Raw genomic sequence first — 16,460 nt, 5'->3', positions numbered from 1 at the left:
GGCCGTCTGTGGATGCGGGCTGGAGCGCTGATGGGTTGGACCTGGATCGCGATCGCCCTGGGTATGCGTATGGGAGCGGTCGTCTGCGCGCCTCTCGATGACCCCTACATTTTACTTTTGCATTTTACTTTTACTTTTCCGGTATGGTGTATGCTATCCATGCAGCACCGTACAGTATCGGAATTGCGCGAGGCGCTTCTGGTCCGCGTGTTGCCTACAAGATCCACGGGGTCTTCCCGCGCTCCTTGGGCAGGAGCCCACACGTTGGCCACGTTGGTGCGTGGTGGCAGGACATGCCGCATGCGTGCGATATGATCCCTCCGGACGGGAGTGCGGTGGTGCGTCCGACAGGCCGTCTGTGAATGCGAACTGGAACACTGATGGGTTGAACCTGAATCGCAATCACCCTGGGAATGCGAATGAGAACGGTCGTCTGCGCGCCTCTCGCGACGCCGATGGAAAGACACACGCCGCACCTCATGAGGTGCGGCGTGTGTCTGTGGAAGATCGGGGGGGGGGGTGCTTCGTCGCCATCCGCCAACCATTTTCCCAATTTCCGCGAGTAGGTCGAGATGCTCGGCGTACCAACGCTCGGAAAGTAGCCCGCGTCGTACCGCAATCCGCAATCGAATTTTTACGCGATCGAATGCAGCACTGCACGCGATGAGATGCGCGGTGCGTCCGTCCGAGTTCCGCAACGCGAGTATGGCGTGCTCCATGCACGCATCGAGATCATCCAAGAGCCGCACGCCCAGGAGGTGCTTATCGAGCTTTGGGAACTGTCGGACGCGATCGTAGCAATCATTCCAGAGTCGCGTCAGTGCGGTGATGATCGGTATGGCATCAGAAGACATAACACGGGAGCACATGATACGCGCGTGGTATTCGTTCGCACGTGGGAAGTCGCACCGCGCGGACGTTGCCGCGTTCGCATTTGATCTTGAGACGAATTTGCAACAACTGTACCATGATCTCACGACGGGTCGGTATCGGCATGGACGCTATCGCATGTTCACGCGATGTGATCCCAAGCCGAGAGCAATAGCGGTGCCGTCCGTGCGCGATCAGGTTGTGCATCATCTGCTTGTCACGGCCATCGGCCCTTTCTTTGAGCGACGCTTCCATCCACATTCGTACGCCTCTCGACCGCGTAAGGGCGTGCTCGCCGCCGTGGAGACCGTGCAGCGGTGGATCGCCTCCTGTTCGGATGGTGGCCGCACGTCGTGCTTCGCATTGCGCATGGACGTGCGGCGATTCTTCGCGTCGGTGGATCACCGCGTGCTCCTCGCACTACTCGCGCAGTGGGTACCTGCAGTGTGGATGTACTTGTGCGTCGAGGTGCTCCGGAGTTTTGAGACAGGACACCCCTCCCCCTCCTGCTCCCCCTCCCCCCGAGGACGCGGAGAGGGGGAGGGTCGGCATGGCATCCCGCTCGGTAACCTCACATCGCAGCTCTTTGCGAATGTCTATCTCCATGAGCTCGACCGTGTCGTTGCGCACGACCTCCATGTTCGTCACTATGCGCGGTACATGGATGATTGGGTGGTCGTCGGACGTGATCCCGCTGCCCTCCATGCCGCTGCACAGCACGGTCGTACGTTCCTCCGCGATGCGCTCCGTCTCGACGCGCCTCCGGAGAAAACGAGCATCGTGCCGGTGACACGCGGCGTGGACTGGCTTGGGTTTCGTATCTTTCCGCACCACCGCGTCCTTCGGCCTACAACAGTGCGACATCTCCGTCGTCGTATACATCATCGCGTGTTTGCGGCGCTCGATGGTGATCCTCCACACGATCGTCTCCATGCGACATTTGCCTCATACGATGGGTTGCTCCGCACCGCACGCAGCGGGCGGGAGCGCGAGTTCATGCATCTTCTCGAGCGGTGCGTTGATTGATCGTGATACACTAGAAGGTCTCCGTAGGAGATGAAACTATGCGTACCGTCGTCCAAGAGCGACAGTGGGTGGTCACCGATCCCGCGCCGCAGTCGTTCCTCTCGGCGCACGGGGCGTTGCCGCGCGTCGTGGCGCAGCTCCTCTACCAGCGTGGCGTGCGCGAGGAGGATGCCATTGCGGCGTTCCTCTATCCCGACTACGACGCGCACCGACACGATCCGTTCCTGTTCCGCGATATGGCGAAGGCCGTGGATCGGCTGTTCGCTGCGCGCGAGCGTGGCGAGGCGATTCTCGTGCACGGCGACTACGATGCGGACGGTGTTTCCGGTGCGGCGGTGCTCGAAGAGACACTCGCGGCGTTGGGGTGCACGGTGGACACCTTCATCCCGCATCGCGAGGAGGACGGGTACGGGTTCCGCGAAGCGGGCCTCGCGTACGCCTGCGAGATTGGCGCACGCGTCATCATCACGTGCGACTGTGGCATCGCGAACGCAGCGACCGTCGTAGCGGCGAACGAATCGGGCATTGATGTCATCATCACCGATCACCACCTCATCCCCACGGATGATGCGGGAACACAGCAGCCGCCGCCGGCGCACGCGATCCTCCACCCGAAGGTGGACGGCGAGGCATACCCGGAGAAGCAGCTCACGGGGGGCGGTGTGGCGTTCAAGCTCGCGGAGGCACTCTGCCTGCGCGATGCCGAGCGGGGAGACCACACGCTCGCGGAGGGATTCTCGAAATGGCTCCTCGATGCCGCGGCCATTTCGACCGTCGCGGATTTTGGCCCGCTCACGGGCGAGAACCGTGTCATTGTCCGGTACGGACTCGTCGTACTCGCAAAGACGCGACGCCTGGGGTTGCGGAAACTCTACGAGGTCTCCGGTATCAACCCGGAGCGCATCACGCCCGGGACGATTGGCTTCCAGATTGCGCCGCGCATCAACGCGGCGGGGCGCATTGACCATGCGTCGGTGGCGTTGCGATTGCTGCGCACGAACGATCCCGAGGAGGCCGCGGTGCTCGCGGATCGGCTCAACGCGACGAATATCGAGCGGCAGCAGCTCGTGATGCGCGCGAACGCGGAGGCACTCGAGCAGGTTGGTGACCTCGGCGATCGCCACATGCTCGTCGTGGTGGGGGACTGGTGGCCGCAGGGGATCGTGGGGCTCGTGGCCGCGCGGCTCGTGGAGCACTACCATCGGCCCGCGATCGCACTCACGACGCTCGGTGGCGTCGTCGCGGGATCAGGTCGCAGCATCGCACATTTTCACATCGTACAAGCATTGGACTCCGTTTCCCAAACGCTCCTCTCCTACGGCGGGCATCCGCAAGCGTGCGGGTTGAAGCTCCGGGACGCCGCGCAGATTCTCGCGTTCCGCGAAGGCCTTGAAGCGTACGCACGCCGCACGCTGACCCCGGCAGACCTTCTGCCCACGCTCGCAATCGACGCGGAGCTCGTACTCGCGGACCTCACGATGGAGCTCGTGGAGCATGTGGAGATGCTCCAGCCCTATGGCATCGGAAACCCCACGCCGCGGTTCATGACGCGCGGCCTCATGGTTGCGGACGTGCGCACGATGGGGCGCGACAACGCCCACGGTCGGATCACCGTGCAGGACGGCACACTGCGACAGCAGTTCATCTGCTTCCGCTACGAGAGCATCTGTCCCAATGTCCGCATCGGTGATACCGTGGATGTTGTATACGAGCTCGGGATCAACGAGTGGAACGGCAGGCGGGACGTCCAGGCGAAGATTGTGGATCTCCGTCCCACTTTGTCTGTCATTGCGAGGAGTCCGCGACGCGGCAATCCCGGTCATACCAGTACAAAGTGAAAGCTCTGTACCCCCTATGCTCGAACACCCCCCCATCCCCGAACGCCACCACGGCATCGCCAAGGACAACCTCCCCCGCGATGTCCGTTCCTACGTGAAAAACCTCGAACAGCAAATCCGAGACCAGTTCCGCTCCCTCGGACACCACGGACCCCTCACGAACATAGATGAGGTGGAAACCGCCGTCGCCTCCCTCCGAACCACTGCCACCCCCCGCGACCTCCCGAGCATCACCCACCTCACCACCCTCTCCCACGCCCTCTCCGAGGCATACCGCACGGGAACCATCCCCGAGGGAACATACACCATCCCCGAAGGTCACCTCCCATACGAATCCTGGAAAAACACCCTGAACCCCTTCCTCCACGACTCCCTCACTACGAACAAGAGCGAAGAGCTCAAAGCATCCTTCCCTGGTATTGAAACATCCCCCGATCCACTTGAATTCCTCATTCAATACCAAGAGGAATTCTTCCAAACACAGTACAACGATCCCAGCTTCACCATTGACCGGAACACCCTCCATCTCTCCAGAGAACGCATCGCAGACATCACCGCCTCCATCGAGCGCGGAGAGACCGATTTCCCGACCGTCGTTGCCCCACCCCGCAGAGAAAACCTCACAGAAGATGAGATCTCCGATCCCACACTCGGAGATCGCCCCCGCACCCTCACCCGCGTCCTCTTTGACCGGCTCATTCGGGAAAAGAACATCAAGGTTTGGGATCGTCAAAACCCCACCCCCGACGACTTCCTCGACCAACTCCGTAACCTCACCCTCCAAGACCTCACCCGCACCGATCTCAACGATACAGACGGCAACCCCATTACTTTTGAAAAGGACCACGCCATCGCATACCTCACCGCCCTCTACCCCACGCTCCCGCGCCCCGCGATCATTGACCAAGAAACCCATGAGACCCCTCCCCCCGCTCTCCACTTCATGAAGTGGGAGAAAAACCCACCAGACAACAAAATCATTCCCAACACCGGCGAGACCATCGCAAACAAATCCCAGATCGACGCCGTCATCCACCGCTACCCCCTCGCACCTCTTTCCGCATACCTCGTGCTGTTTGCACAGCACTATGAGAAGACAGGGGAGCCGTTGGATGACTGGATGAAACCAGGAGGCACCTGGTCGTGGCTCTTTGGTGTCATAGACCCGAGCATTGCGTCCGACAGGTTGTGTGTGAATGCGCGCTGGGACGCCGATGGGTTGAGCTTGTTTCGCGATCACCCTGGGAATGCGCCTGAGGGTTCGCGGCTGCGGTTTGCGTGTTGAGCCCTCGTGTAGATTTTGGTTTTGGATTTTGGTTTTGGTTTTCCGCCAATACCCGTGTCATTGCGAGGGAGTCCGCGACTGAAGCAATCCCGGCCATGCGCGCACCAGCTCGCCTCTCCAAGAAAACGCACCCGTCTCGTGATGACCGGGATTGCCACGGCACTCCCGCCTTCGCAAGAGCTACGGCGGGCAGGCGGGGACTCGTGCCTCGCAATGACAGAGGGGGGGGTGATGGATTCCGACTCCGCAGCGTTGTTAGGTGATCTGGCTCTATGCCGTCTTGGTATCTCACGCAATTCCACCTCGGTCCAATCCCCATCAACATCTGGGGGCTGTTTGTGGCGGTTGGATTTTTGACGGCCACGTGGTTGGCAGTACGGCTCGCACCACGGTACGGTATGGATCCGGAACACGTGTTGCGCGTTGCGATGTGGGCGATCGTCGCGGGTATCATCGGTGCGCGGTTGGGACATGTGGTGTTCTACGAACCCGCATACTACCTCGCGCATCCCATAGACGTGCTGAAGGTGTGGGAGGGTGGATTGTCCTCGTTCGGTGGCTTCCTCGGCGCGGTGATCGCCGTGATCATCATGCTCCGCGTTCGACCGCGTCAGGGTACGCGCTCGCTCCTCGCTTGGAGCGATCTCCTCCTTCTGCCACTCGCGCTGGGGTGGTGCATCGGGCGGATCGGGTGTTTCTCGATCCACGACCACGCGGGCATCCCGTGCGATGGGTTTCTCTGCGTGCCCTTCCCCGATGGAACGCGGCGGTTGGACATGGGACTCCTCGATGGGCTGCTCGCGCTCACGATTTTCGCCGTCGCGTGGTTGCTGCGGCGGCGTCTGCATGCGCGACCCGGCACTACCACCGCGTTCATCGTGGGGTGCTACGGGATCGGTCGCTTCCTCCTCGACTTCCTCCGTGTGAGTGATACCACGTACCTCGGCCTCACGCCGGCGCAGTACGGGAGCATGGTACTCGTGGGTGTTGCCGTGGCGACGATGGTACGCCGCACGCGCTAGCGTATGTTCCGCTACCGACTCACCGCGTTTGCCGTTGGTGCCGCCATCATGATGGCGGAGATGGCGGCGGCACGCGCGATTGCGCCGCACTTTGGTGCGTCCATTATCGTGTGGACGAACGTCATCGGTATCGTCATGCTCGCGCTCGCACTCGGGTACTGGGCGGGCGGGAGGATCGCGGCTGCGCATCCGCACGTGCGTGTGCTCGGCGGGATCATCATCGGTGCGGGCATCCTCCTCCTCGTCCCCGCGTTCGCCACACGCGCCATCGCGGGATCGCTCGTGCTCGATGCGTTGTCGTTCAGCGGTGGGTTCACCGCGCTCGCGCTCGGCTCATTCCTCAGTGTGACGCTCCTCTTTGCCGTTCCGATTGCGCTCCTCGGGACGGTGGCACCGTTCCTCATCCAGCTCGCGGCGAGCGGTCAGGATGCGGTGGGTCGCGTCGCGGGATCGCTCTACGCGCTCTCCACCGTGGGCTCGCTCGTGGGGACGTTCCTCCCCGCGCTCGTCCTCCTCCCGACGATCGGGACGCGGCGCACGATCATCGTTGCGTCGGTCGTGCTCATCCTCGTGGGTGCGATGCTCTTGCCGCACGCGCGTCGCGGGACATCCGTCGCAGTATTGCTCGCGGCCGCGCTCCTCGGTGTTCCGGACGCACCGCTCCCATGGTTCTTCGGCGGCGAGGTCATCGCCGCCACCGAGTCGCGCTACCAGTACCTTCGCATCGTGGACCGTCCATCCCCGCGCGAGGCCGGCACGCGCGAGCGCATGCTCATCTTCAACGAGGGTTTCGGCGTGCAGTCCATCGCGGTGGAGGAGGGGAGCATTCCGCGTGGGTACTTCACCGCGCTCGCAGCCATGCCATCGCTCTTTTCCGATGGACGCGCACTCCGCGTGCTCATCCTCGGCAATGCGGGCGGCACCATCGGCCATCTCCTGGAGCTTTCGTTTCCGGATCGAGAGATCGCCATCACCGGCGTGGAGATTGATCCGGCGGTGACGACGCTCACGCGGGCGCATTTCCCACCACCACCCGTGGCCTATCCCGTGGTGCACGCGGATAGCCGTGTCTTCTTGCAGACAACGGACGCGCAATACGATATTATTGTGGGAGATGCCTACACGGATCAGCTCACGATTCCGGCACATCTCGTGAGCGAGGAGTTCTTCGCGCTCGTGGCGCGCCACCTCGCGGAAGACGGCATTGCCGCGTTCAACATTAACGCGCCGCGTGACGACTCGCGCCTCCTCGCGTCGCTCACGCAGACCATCCGGAGCGCGTTTCCGCACGTCATGATAGGGAGCACGCCCAGGAGTTGGAACCGCATCGTTCTTGCGAGCAATCGCGTGATTGATGCGCGTGCGTCAGACGCCCTCGCTTCGGGTATCCATTTTGCCGTCGTGGAGCGCGATCCGTTCCGCCGACCGTTCACGGACGACTGGGCACCCATCGAGCTCGCCACGGACATCGAGGTCCTCGGCGCGATGCTCCGCCCATAACCTGGACACTATGACACAACAACCCTACGACCTCCTCATCATCGGCGGCGGTGCTGCGGGGTACGCGGCGGCGATCTACGCACGTCGGTACAATCTTTCCGTGGGCCTCATCGAAGGCCCGACGTTTGGCGGGTACACGGCACTCGCGGGTGTCATCGAGAACTACCCGGGCGTACCGCAAGCCGATGGGTTCGAGCTCATGCGGAACATGCGGCAACAGGCGGTCGAGGAGCTGGGCACGGAGATCATTGAGGGCGAGGCATCTGCGGTGACGGGCGCGCGTCACTGCTTCTCGGTGACGGTCGGCGATGCGACGTATGCGGCAAAGACGCTCATCTTCGCAACCGGCATGGAGCACCGGAAACTCGGACTCCCGCAGGAGGAGGAGTACGAGCGGCGCGGCCTGCACTACTGCCCAACCTGTGACGGGCCGGTGTACGCGGGTAAGCCCGTGGCAGTGGTGGGCGGAGGCGATAGCGCGGTGAAGAGTGCCAATCAGCTCGCGGACATGGGTGCGAGCCGCGTCGTGCTCATCGCGCGCGAGGATAACGTTGATCGCGCAGAGCCGATCAATCGTGATCGCCTCGACGCGCGCGTGCGTGCGGGGAAGGTGACCGTGTTCTACGAGAACGAGGTCATCGCGTACCTCGGTGGTCCACCGCTCTCCGGCGTGCACCTCAAGCAACCGGTGGATGGCGAGGATCGCCTCGACGTTGCCGCAGTGTTCATCGCCATTGGATCGGTTCCGCGCTCCGCGCTCGCGGTATCGCTCGGCGTGCGGACGGACGAGCATGGTGAGATTGATGTGGAGGCCGAGACGATGGCAACGAACGTCGAAGGTGTGTACGCAGCCGGTGATGTCGCAGATGCCGCATGGGGGTTCAAGCAGACAGTCACCTCGGTCGCCCAGGGCGCGATTGCGGCGACATCAGTGTACCGTGATCTCGGTGAGCACGCGGCGATCGCGTGCGCGATGCACGCGGTGGCGATTCCTGCAGCAGCGTTGCCGGCGGTACTACCATAGTCCTCTTCGCTATTCTTCACGAGCACATCGTATGAAGTCCATGGCTGCCATGATAACCATCCTCCGCGTGGCGATGGGATGGGTGTTCCTCGGTGCGGGTCTCGATAAGCTCCTCGCGGAAGGCGGGTGGTCGGCGGCCGGCTACCTCCGTGGTGCGACGGGGCCGTTCGCGGGACTCTTCCAGTCCCTCGCGGGCGTGGCGTGGGTGGATCAGCTCAACATGTGGGGGCTCACGCTCATCGGCGTTGCGCTCATCATCGGTGTCGCCGTGCGGTGGTCGAGCTTCTGGGGCATCGTCGTCATGCTCTCGTACTACTTCGCGCACTTCGATCAGAATACGGCGAATGGCTGGATGGATTCGCACGTGATCTACGCACTCCTCCTCCTCACGTTCCTCGTCGTTGGCGCGGGGTCGTGGTACGGGCTCGATAGCAAGCTCCGCGCGTCCTCCGGTGTGCGCCGTTGGCTCCTGAGTGGTTGAGCAGTGCACTATGACCGTCGCGATCCTCGGGGCTGGCACCATGGGGTGCGCGCTCGCCACGCTCCTCGCAGCGAACAACTATCGTGTTCGGTTGTGGTCCGTGGAGTCGGATGTCGTGCGCGACATCGCGACGCACCATCGGACAAAGAAGTATCTCCCCGACGTTATCCTGGATGCGGAGCGCATCAGCGCGACTGGCGATCTCGCGGGCGCGCTCGTTGGTGCTGACGGTGTCGTCTTCGCGGTACCGTCCACGGCGGTGGCACTCGTGGCGCGCGACGCGCGACCGTTTCTCGCGCGCGGTGCTGCCGTGCTCTGCGTCGCAAAGGGGATTGACGGGCCGTCGTTTTCTCCGCTGCCGGCGGTCATCGCGCGCACACTCGGGCGCGCACGCGGGAGCGTTGCAGGGCTCGCAGGCCCAGCCGTTGCCGCCGAGTTCGTCGCGGGAACGCCAACGGCCGTGGTCATCGCGGGAACGCTCGCAGCGACGCGCCTCTGGCAGCGCGCGTTCGCGCGTCCGACGTTCACCGTGCAACGCTCGCGCGACCTCATCGGCATCTCGTGGGCGGCGGCACTCAAGAACGTCTACGCCATCGGGCTTGGCATGTGCGATGGAATGGCGTACGCGACGAACACGAAAGCGCTCCTCATGGAGCGTGCACTCGCGGAGATGGTCACGGTGCTCCGTCGCGTGCGCGCGCGTCCGGAGACCGCCTACGGCCTCGCGGGGCTCGGCGATCTCGTAACCACCGGCTTTGCGCCCTCCGGACGCAATCGGACATTTGGTGAGATGATCTGCGCCTCTGCGGACTGCGACATCCCCGCGCTCCTCACGCGCATGACCGTGGAGGGTGTCGCGGCGAGTGCCGTCGCACACGCGTGGGCCGAGTGCACGCACACCACCCTCCCGCTCCTCAACATGATTTGGCGCGTCTGCCACGAGCACGCGGATCCCTGTGACACGCTTGCGCAGTACCTCGAGGAAGCATACGCTTGACAATAGACATGCGCCGTGGTAAGGATAAAAAATAATCGTCCCGCGCGTGAGTAACGCATCAAGCACTATGAAGCAATCGAGCATCATCACCATTGGCGTCATCGCCGCAGTCGTTCTCATCAGCGGCGGTGTCTACGTGTCGCAACGATCGAACGCTGATCCGGAAACGGAGGCCCTCGCGATGTGTCTCACGGAGCGCGGCATCGTGGAGTACGGTGCATACTGGTGCCCCAACTGCGCCGAACAGAAGAAGCGATTCGGCAGCGCGTTCAAACGCATCACCTACATCGAGTGCGCGATGCCCGGCAATCCGCAGGCGCAATCGCCCAAGTGTCAGGCCGCAGGCATCACGGGCTACCCCACATGGGTGTTCCCGGACGGCAACCGCCTCATTGGCCTCCAATCGCTCCAGGCCCTCGCGAAGGCCGCCAGCTGCGCATATGCCGAGTAGTGCTCGCCGATTGCTCGCGGCTATCGTCGCCCTCTCGGGTGTCGGTATCATCGTTTCGGGATACGGCCTCTGGCAGCACTACGCGCCGGTCGGTACGGCGTTCTGCAACATCAGCGAGCGTTTCTCGTGTGACATCGTGAACAAGAGCCAGTGGTCGGAGTTCTTCGGCATTCCCGTGGCCGCGATCGGCATCGTCGGCTTCCTCGCGCTCGTGGCACTCGCGCTCGTGGCGTACAAGCACCCCCCGACCGGCGCGCCATCGGAACTTCGTTTCGCCGTCACGCTCCTCCTCGTCCTCTCGCTTCTCGGACTCATCTTCCAGGCCGCCCTCACCGCCATCGAGCTGTTCATCATCGGTGCCGCGTGTCTCATCTGCCTCACGTCGCAGGCCATCATCCTGGGGATTGCCGGCTGTGCGATCGCATTGTATACTCAGCGTGTATGGATTCCCGCGGACAGCACATCGCCACCCTCCTCGTAGCCGTACTCCTCCTGGGACTGCCGGGCATCGCACCGGCAGCGATGTCGCGTGCCATGACACATCCGATGGCGCACGCGTCCATGGCGACGTGCGAGGGGAATGCATGTACCGCGACGACTGCCGCGGAGTGTGTTGCACACTGCCTCATCGCCGCACAGGTTGGTGGTGATCCGGCGGTGCTCCTGCCGCTGCGAACGTGGGCACCGATGCTCCTCCTCGCGGTCACCCTCGCGTGCTTCGGCGCAGCGTTCGTGCGTCATCCGCAGCTCGCCGTCTCCCGCGCGCGTCCGGATCCGCATCGGCTCCTCACGACCATCAAACGCGAATAGGGTTCTCTCCGGCACGGAACGATGTTCACGCGTCGGCTGCGCGTGTGAACGTTCCGTGTTTTTGTATGCTTGAGCTGAACCCCATATGCAACGCATCATCCTCATCCTCCTCGGCATCGGTGCTATCATCGCGGTCGTCGTTGGCAGCACGGCTATCGGCGCGACGCGTCGCGATGGCACGAATGCCGCCGTCATCGCGCAGCCGAGTACCGCCATCGTGTACACATCCCCCACGTGCGGGTGCTGCGCGAACTACATTGCGTACCTCAAGCGCGTTGGGTACTCCGTCGAGGTTCGGTCCGTTGATGATGCGCAGCTCGCAGCCGTCAAGGACGATCGCGGCGTCCCCGCAACCGGTCGGAGCTGTCACACTGCCGAGATCGCCGGCTATACTATTGAGGGTCATGTGCCCGTCGAGGCGATTGACCGTCTCCTCGCGGAGCGACCGGCCGTGCGCGGCATCGGCCTTGCCGGTATGCCGTCCGGATCGCCGGGCATGCCGGGAACCAAGACGGCGACGTTCGACGTGTACGCATTCGCCACGAGCAGCACCATGACACCGTTCGGAAAGTTTTGAGCATGGTAATGATAGACCAGTATGAAAACGATGTACCAGATTACAGGAATCCACTGCGCGAGCTGCGTAGTGAAGATCGAGAAGGCACTCCGGAGCGTCCCGGGCGTGACGGAGGCGAACGTGAATTTCGCCACGGAGACCGCCACGGTGGAGGGCGATGCGTCGGCAGAGGAACTTGGGCGCGCCATTGCACGCGTTGGTGGATACACACTCGTTCCGGTGGAGTAGTGCAATATGACAACTCCCACACACGATCACACGGCAATGCTCCGAGAACGGAAAGCCGCCGAGCTTCGCGCGCTTTCGCGGAAGCTCGTCATCGGCGCGGTGCTTTCCGTCATCATCGTGCTCGGTGCATTCCCGCAGCTCCTGCGCATTGTTGGACTCAGCTCCACCGCGGAGTTCCTCGCGCAGCCGGTGCTCCTCTTCCTCCTGACGCTCCCCGTGCAGTTCTGGGTTGGCGCGCAGTTCTACCGAGGACTCTGGCTCCTCGTCCGCTACCGCTCCGCGGACATGAATACGCTCATCGCGGTGGGAACACTCGCCGCATTCGGGTACTCCGTCGTCGCAACGTTCGCGCCGCAGGTCTTCACGCGCGGCGGACTCGCACCCGACCTCTACTACGACACGGCGGCGGTCATCATCACGCTCATCCTCCTCGGCCGATACCTCGAGGCGCGCGCGAAGGCGGGAACCGGTGAGGCGATTCGGAAGCTCATGGGGCTTCAGGCGCGAACCGCGCGCGTCCGTCGCAACGGCGTCGAGCAGGACATCCCCGTAGAATCGGTGGCGATTGGCGACGAGATCATCGTGCGTACCGGCGAGAAAATCCCCGTTGACGGCACCATCATCGAAGGCGCGGGGAGCATTGACGAATCCATGGTGACCGGCGAGTCCATGCCGGTGGAGAAGGGGATCGGCGCGGATGTTGTGGGGGCGACGGTGAATCGCTCGGGGCTCTTCACGATGCGCGCGACGAAGGTGGGCAAGGACACCGTCCTCCAGCAGATCATCCGGCTCGTCCAGGAGGCGCAGGGGTCCAAGGCACCGATTCAGCGCATCGCGGATCGCGTTTCCGGCATCTTCGTTCCCGTGGTGTTCGCGATCGCGCTTCTCACGTTCATCGTGTGGTGGGTGTGGGGTCCCGCGCCGGCGTTCACCATTGCGCTCCTGAACATGGTTGCGGTGCTCATCATCGCATGTCCGTGCGCGCTCGGCCTTGCGACACCCACGGCAGTCATGGTCGGTATCGGGCGCGGTGCGGAACGCGGGGTGCTCATCAAGGATGCGAGCGCACTGGAACTCCTCCACGGGGTGGAGATCGTCGTCCTCGATAAGACCGGCACGCTCACGCGAGGCACGCCGGCGGTGACAGACATCGTCGGCGATCTCGTGTCCGTCCTCCCCGCGGTTGCGGCACTCGCATCGCGTTCCACGCACCCACTCTCGCAGGCAGTCACGGCGCACGTCGCAAGAACCGGCGCGACGATGCCGACGGTATCCGAGTTCCAGGAAGTTGCCGGTCAGGGCCTCCGCGGTCAAGCGAACGGAATGACCGTGCTCCTCGGGAACGCCGCGCTGCTCGAAGGTGCCGCCGTGGACATCACGCCGCTCCAGGAACAAGCGCACGCGCTCGCGGAGCACGGGAAGACCCCGCTCTACGTCGGCGCAAACGGGAAAGCGGTTGGTCTCATCGCAGTCGCGGATACGCTGAAGCCCACATCGGTAGAAGCGATCGCCGCGCTGCGAAAACTCAAGATCGAGGTCATCATGGTGACGGGCGATCATGCGATAACGGCGCAGGCGATCGCACGCGAGCTTGGCATGGATCGCGTGCTCGCCGAAGTGAAGCCGGAGGACAAGGCCGCGCAGATCGCCGCGCTTCGGGCCGGCGGAAAGCGCGTCGCGATGGTGGGCGATGGCATCAACGACGCACCGGCACTCGCAGCGGCGGATGTCGGCATCGCGATGGGCACCGGCACCGATGTCGCGATGGAATCGGCGGGTATCACGCTCATGCGCGGGGACCTCATGGCGATCGTCGAGGCGATCCGGCTCTCCCGCGCGACGCTCCGGCACATCATCCAGAACCTCTTCTGGGCGTTCGGGTACAACGTCGTCCTCATTCCGGTTGCCGCTGGCATCCTCTACCCGTTCACGGGCACGCTCCTCAACCCCATGCTCGCCGCGGGAGCGATGGCGTTCTCGTCCGTCTCCGTCGTCCTCAACTCGCTCCGGCTGAAGCGCGTCCGTCTGTGATCTCTGTTCTCCCCCCTCCGCTACCCTCTCTCCTATGCCCTCACCTACTCCCCACTGCTCGCAGTGTGCAACCGCGCCGTCGTATGGCGCGTTCCTCACCTGTTGCCTCCGGGACGCGACGCACTACCCTGCGGAGCAACGCATGGTGCGCTACATGCTCGGCACGCTTGTCCTCCTCGGCGGCCTCGCGCTCCTCGCGGTCACCGGCCTCCTCTCCGGCATCTCCGGTGCAGTGCAGCGCGTCGCACCCTCCATTCCCTACGTCCTCGTGAGCACCATCGCGGTCGCGGGAGCGATGTGGCACCTCAAAGCGGTGCGTCGCGACCTCTCGGAGATGGTCGCCATGATGGTCGGCATGACCTTCGGCATGATCGGGGGATTCCTCGCGGGGTACCTCGTCGGCGCGACGAACGGCATGTTCACCGGCTCCGTCTTTGGCGTCCTCGTCGGGTGCGCGCTCGGGTGGATTGCCGGCGACTGCTGCGCGATGATGGCGCGCATGGAGGGGCTCATGGCCGGTCTCATGGCCGGTGTCATGGGCGCGATGACCTCCGTCATGCTCCTCAACGATCGCATCGCGTGGTTTACGCCGTTCCTCCTCGTCATCGCACTCATCATCCTTTCCGGCCTCGCGTACCTCATCCATCGCGAGCACCTCGAACGACAGGGCGGGATCGCGGTGGTTCGTGCGAGCGGATTCACGTTGTTCTTTGTCTCCTGTTTCGCCGCGAGCGCGTTGACGATTGTCATCATGGTGTACGGGCCACGCTCGTTCCTCTTTCTCTCCTAGTGCATACTCTGATCCTCCCCCTCTCCATGTATCCATGGGGAGGGGGAGCGAGAGGGGGAGGGGCATAAACATATGAAAGAATCACGCATACACCCTATGACACGCCAACAGTTCTTCACGACGAGCGGAATGATCGCGATCGCGCTCGTCATCGGTGCCAGCGCGCTCGGGATTGGGCAGCGCATCGCCGCGAGCGCATCGGCAGCAACATCCGTGGTGGCTGCCCCACGCGGTGACGGATCGGTGCAACGCGTCGCGCTCGGCTACGACGGACGCAATTACACTCCGGAGACGATCCGCGTGCGCCGCGGCGTCCCCGTCGAGATCACCGCAGACCTCGCCACCCTCCGTGGATGCTTCACGTCGTTCGTCATCCCGGATCTCAACCTCTGGACGCAGTTCACGACCGCGCGTCCGACGTTCGCGTTCACGCCCGATCGCGCCGGCACCTTCCGCTTCACCTGCGCGATGGGCATGGGCTCCGGTCGTCTCATCGTGGAAGGGTGATATGCGAAACACCGGTACCACCTGCGCTGCGTTCGGAGGAGCGTTCGGCGTCCTCTGCCCCACATGTATCCCCGCGCTCGCGGTGCTCCTGCCAACCGTGGGCTTGGGATTTCTCGCGGACGCGACCGTGACGCGCATCCTCCTCCTCATCGCGGTTGCCGTTTCCCTCATCGCGCTCCACCGCTCCGCGCTCGTCCATCGTCAACAGCACGTGTTCATCGTCGGCGTCATCGCGGCCATGGGCATCATCGCAGGCCGCATGGTGTTCCTGGAGCCCTGGCTCATCTATGGATCAAGCGGCGGACTCCTCGTCGCCGCGGTGCTCGATTGGAAAGCGTATCGGCGCGTATCGCATCCCAAAACCGCGTGAGCACAAAAGAACGCCCCGCTCCGATGGTCATCGGAGCGGGGCTGGTGGATTTACGCGCGGAACGTCGAGGTGGCGAAGGTGAATACGAACGGTTCACCGCGATGTGGCCCACGATCGTATCGGACGACGTTCTCGACGCACACGGATCGGAAGTGCTCTTTCAGGATGTTCTCTGCGAGGACGTGAGGGAGGTACCATCCCTCCCCACGTGCGGCCGTCCTTCCATCCTGGAGCTGGAGGAGGATGACGGTACGCAGGATGTTAGATCCGATCGACACGGGGATTTCTTCCTGCTCCGGTGTCTTATGGACGATCGTCACCTTCGCGATGTGTCTGCCATGCTGCTGAAGCAGCGCACGGAGCTGCATGCTCGTTGTATCCTGCATGGTTGCACCAACCTTTCCAGAATGAACTGCTTTCGAGTGTACCACACGGAGTTGATCTCGTCAACATGGCAGGGTAGGGTAGGGATGTGGTTGATCGGCGACAAATGGAGAGGTGTCCGAGTGGTTTAAGGAGCACGCTTGGAAAGCGTGTGTACCGCAAGGTACCGCAGGTTCGAATCCTGTCCTCTCCGCCAAAATTCGGAATTCAAATTTCCGCCAAAAATATGGTCGGCGCGAAGCGCCGTCTGTTCTGCATTCCCCCCAAAA

16 protein-coding genes, 1 tRNA gene and 1 pseudogene are annotated in these 16,460 nt (G+C 63.2%); 17 read left to right on the top strand and 1 reads right to left on the bottom strand.

Annotated elements, in window-relative coordinates; genetic code table 11:
* The first annotated feature begins 837 nt into the window (after positions 1 to 837).
* From Q7S96_01485 to Q7S96_01410, 16 genes and pseudogenes are all read left to right on the top strand, one after another.
* Positions 838 to 1,896, top strand: coding sequence for a reverse transcriptase/maturase family protein (locus tag Q7S96_01485; GenBank protein MDO8462932.1), 1,059 nt, complete (start codon positions 838 to 840; stop codon positions 1,894 to 1,896).
* Between the two features lie 38 nt (positions 1,897 to 1,934).
* The gene (gene recJ, locus Q7S96_01480) at positions 1,935 to 3,734 is read left to right on the top strand and encodes a single-stranded-DNA-specific exonuclease RecJ (GenBank protein MDO8462931.1); all 1,800 of its coding nucleotides are present in this window, start codon (positions 1,935 to 1,937) and stop codon (positions 3,732 to 3,734) included.
* A gap of 16 nt (positions 3,735 to 3,750) precedes the next feature.
* The gene (locus Q7S96_01475) at positions 3,751 to 5,019 is read left to right on the top strand and encodes a hypothetical protein (GenBank protein MDO8462930.1); all 1,269 of its coding nucleotides are present in this window, start codon (positions 3,751 to 3,753) and stop codon (positions 5,017 to 5,019) included.
* Positions 5,020 to 5,291: 272 nt separating this feature from the next.
* The gene (locus Q7S96_01470) at positions 5,292 to 6,041 is read left to right on the top strand and encodes a prolipoprotein diacylglyceryl transferase (GenBank protein ID MDO8462929.1); all 750 of its coding nucleotides are present in this window, start codon (positions 5,292 to 5,294) and stop codon (positions 6,039 to 6,041) included.
* Positions 6,042 to 6,044: 3 nt separating this feature from the next.
* Positions 6,045 to 7,541 (top strand): fused MFS/spermidine synthase, encoded by a 1,497-nt coding sequence (locus Q7S96_01465; GenBank protein ID MDO8462928.1) that lies wholly within the window; start codon positions 6,045 to 6,047, stop codon positions 7,539 to 7,541.
* Between the two features lie 10 nt (positions 7,542 to 7,551).
* Positions 7,552 to 8,565 (top strand): FAD-dependent oxidoreductase, encoded by a 1,014-nt coding sequence (locus Q7S96_01460; protein MDO8462927.1) that lies wholly within the window; start codon positions 7,552 to 7,554, stop codon positions 8,563 to 8,565.
* Positions 8,566 to 8,596: 31 nt separating this feature from the next.
* Positions 8,597 to 9,046 carry a DoxX family protein gene (locus tag Q7S96_01455; protein ID MDO8462926.1) on the top strand — a complete coding sequence of 150 codons (450 nt, stop codon included), beginning with the start codon at positions 8,597 to 8,599 and terminating at the stop codon, positions 9,044 to 9,046.
* A gap of 10 nt (positions 9,047 to 9,056) precedes the next feature.
* Complete coding sequence (locus Q7S96_01450) at positions 9,057 to 10,043, top strand: 3-hydroxyacyl-CoA dehydrogenase NAD-binding domain-containing protein (GenBank protein ID MDO8462925.1); 987 nt, start codon at positions 9,057 to 9,059, stop codon at positions 10,041 to 10,043.
* 67 nt (positions 10,044 to 10,110) lie between these two features.
* Positions 10,111 to 10,494 (top strand): hypothetical protein, encoded by a 384-nt coding sequence (locus tag Q7S96_01445; protein MDO8462924.1) that lies wholly within the window; start codon positions 10,111 to 10,113, stop codon positions 10,492 to 10,494.
* On the top strand, positions 10,484 to 10,975 hold the full coding sequence (locus Q7S96_01440; protein ID MDO8462923.1) for a vitamin K epoxide reductase family protein: 492 nt from the start codon (positions 10,484 to 10,486) through the stop codon (positions 10,973 to 10,975). The genes Q7S96_01445 and Q7S96_01440 overlap by 11 nt, the downstream gene beginning before the upstream one ends.
* Entirely contained in the window at positions 10,936 to 11,304 is a 369-nt protein-coding gene (locus Q7S96_01435) for a hypothetical protein (GenBank protein MDO8462922.1), read from the top strand. Before Q7S96_01440 ends, Q7S96_01435 begins: the two co-directional genes overlap by 40 nt.
* Before the next feature lie 85 nt (positions 11,305 to 11,389).
* The gene (locus Q7S96_01430; protein MDO8462921.1) at positions 11,390 to 11,881 is read left to right on the top strand and encodes a DUF411 domain-containing protein; all 492 of its coding nucleotides are present in this window, start codon (positions 11,390 to 11,392) and stop codon (positions 11,879 to 11,881) included.
* A gap of 21 nt (positions 11,882 to 11,902) precedes the next feature.
* A pseudogene (locus tag Q7S96_01425) lies at positions 11,903 to 14,140 on the top strand (heavy metal translocating P-type ATPase).
* A gap of 34 nt (positions 14,141 to 14,174) precedes the next feature.
* Positions 14,175 to 14,930: a hypothetical protein gene (locus Q7S96_01420; protein MDO8462920.1), complete on the top strand. Its 756-nt coding sequence runs from the start codon at positions 14,175 to 14,177 to the stop codon at positions 14,928 to 14,930.
* Positions 14,931 to 15,026: 96 nt separating this feature from the next.
* On the top strand, positions 15,027 to 15,437 hold the full coding sequence (locus Q7S96_01415; GenBank protein MDO8462919.1) for a cupredoxin domain-containing protein: 411 nt from the start codon (positions 15,027 to 15,029) through the stop codon (positions 15,435 to 15,437).
* A gap of 1 nt (position 15,438) precedes the next feature.
* Complete coding sequence (locus Q7S96_01410) at positions 15,439 to 15,807, top strand: MerC domain-containing protein (GenBank protein ID MDO8462918.1); 369 nt, start codon at positions 15,439 to 15,441, stop codon at positions 15,805 to 15,807.
* 50 nt (positions 15,808 to 15,857) lie between these two features.
* On the opposite strand, the gene Q7S96_01405 is transcribed toward Q7S96_01410, so the two are convergent.
* The gene (locus tag Q7S96_01405) at positions 15,858 to 16,193 is read right to left on the bottom strand and encodes a hypothetical protein (protein ID MDO8462917.1); all 336 of its coding nucleotides are present in this window, start codon (positions 16,191 to 16,193) and stop codon (positions 15,858 to 15,860) included.
* A gap of 106 nt (positions 16,194 to 16,299) precedes the next feature.
* On the opposite strand from Q7S96_01405, the gene Q7S96_01400 reads away from it, so the two are divergent.
* Positions 16,300 to 16,387: transfer RNA gene (locus tag Q7S96_01400), tRNA-Ser, on the top strand.
* Positions 16,388 to 16,460 lie beyond the last annotated feature (73 nt).

Source organism: bacterium (assembly GCA_030647005.1).
GTDB lineage: Bacteria > Patescibacteriota > Patescibacteriia > JACPHY01 > JACPHY01 > JAUSKG01.
The sequence above is the reverse complement of the archived record's forward strand: the minus strand, read 5'-3'. Positions and strand labels throughout refer to the sequence as shown.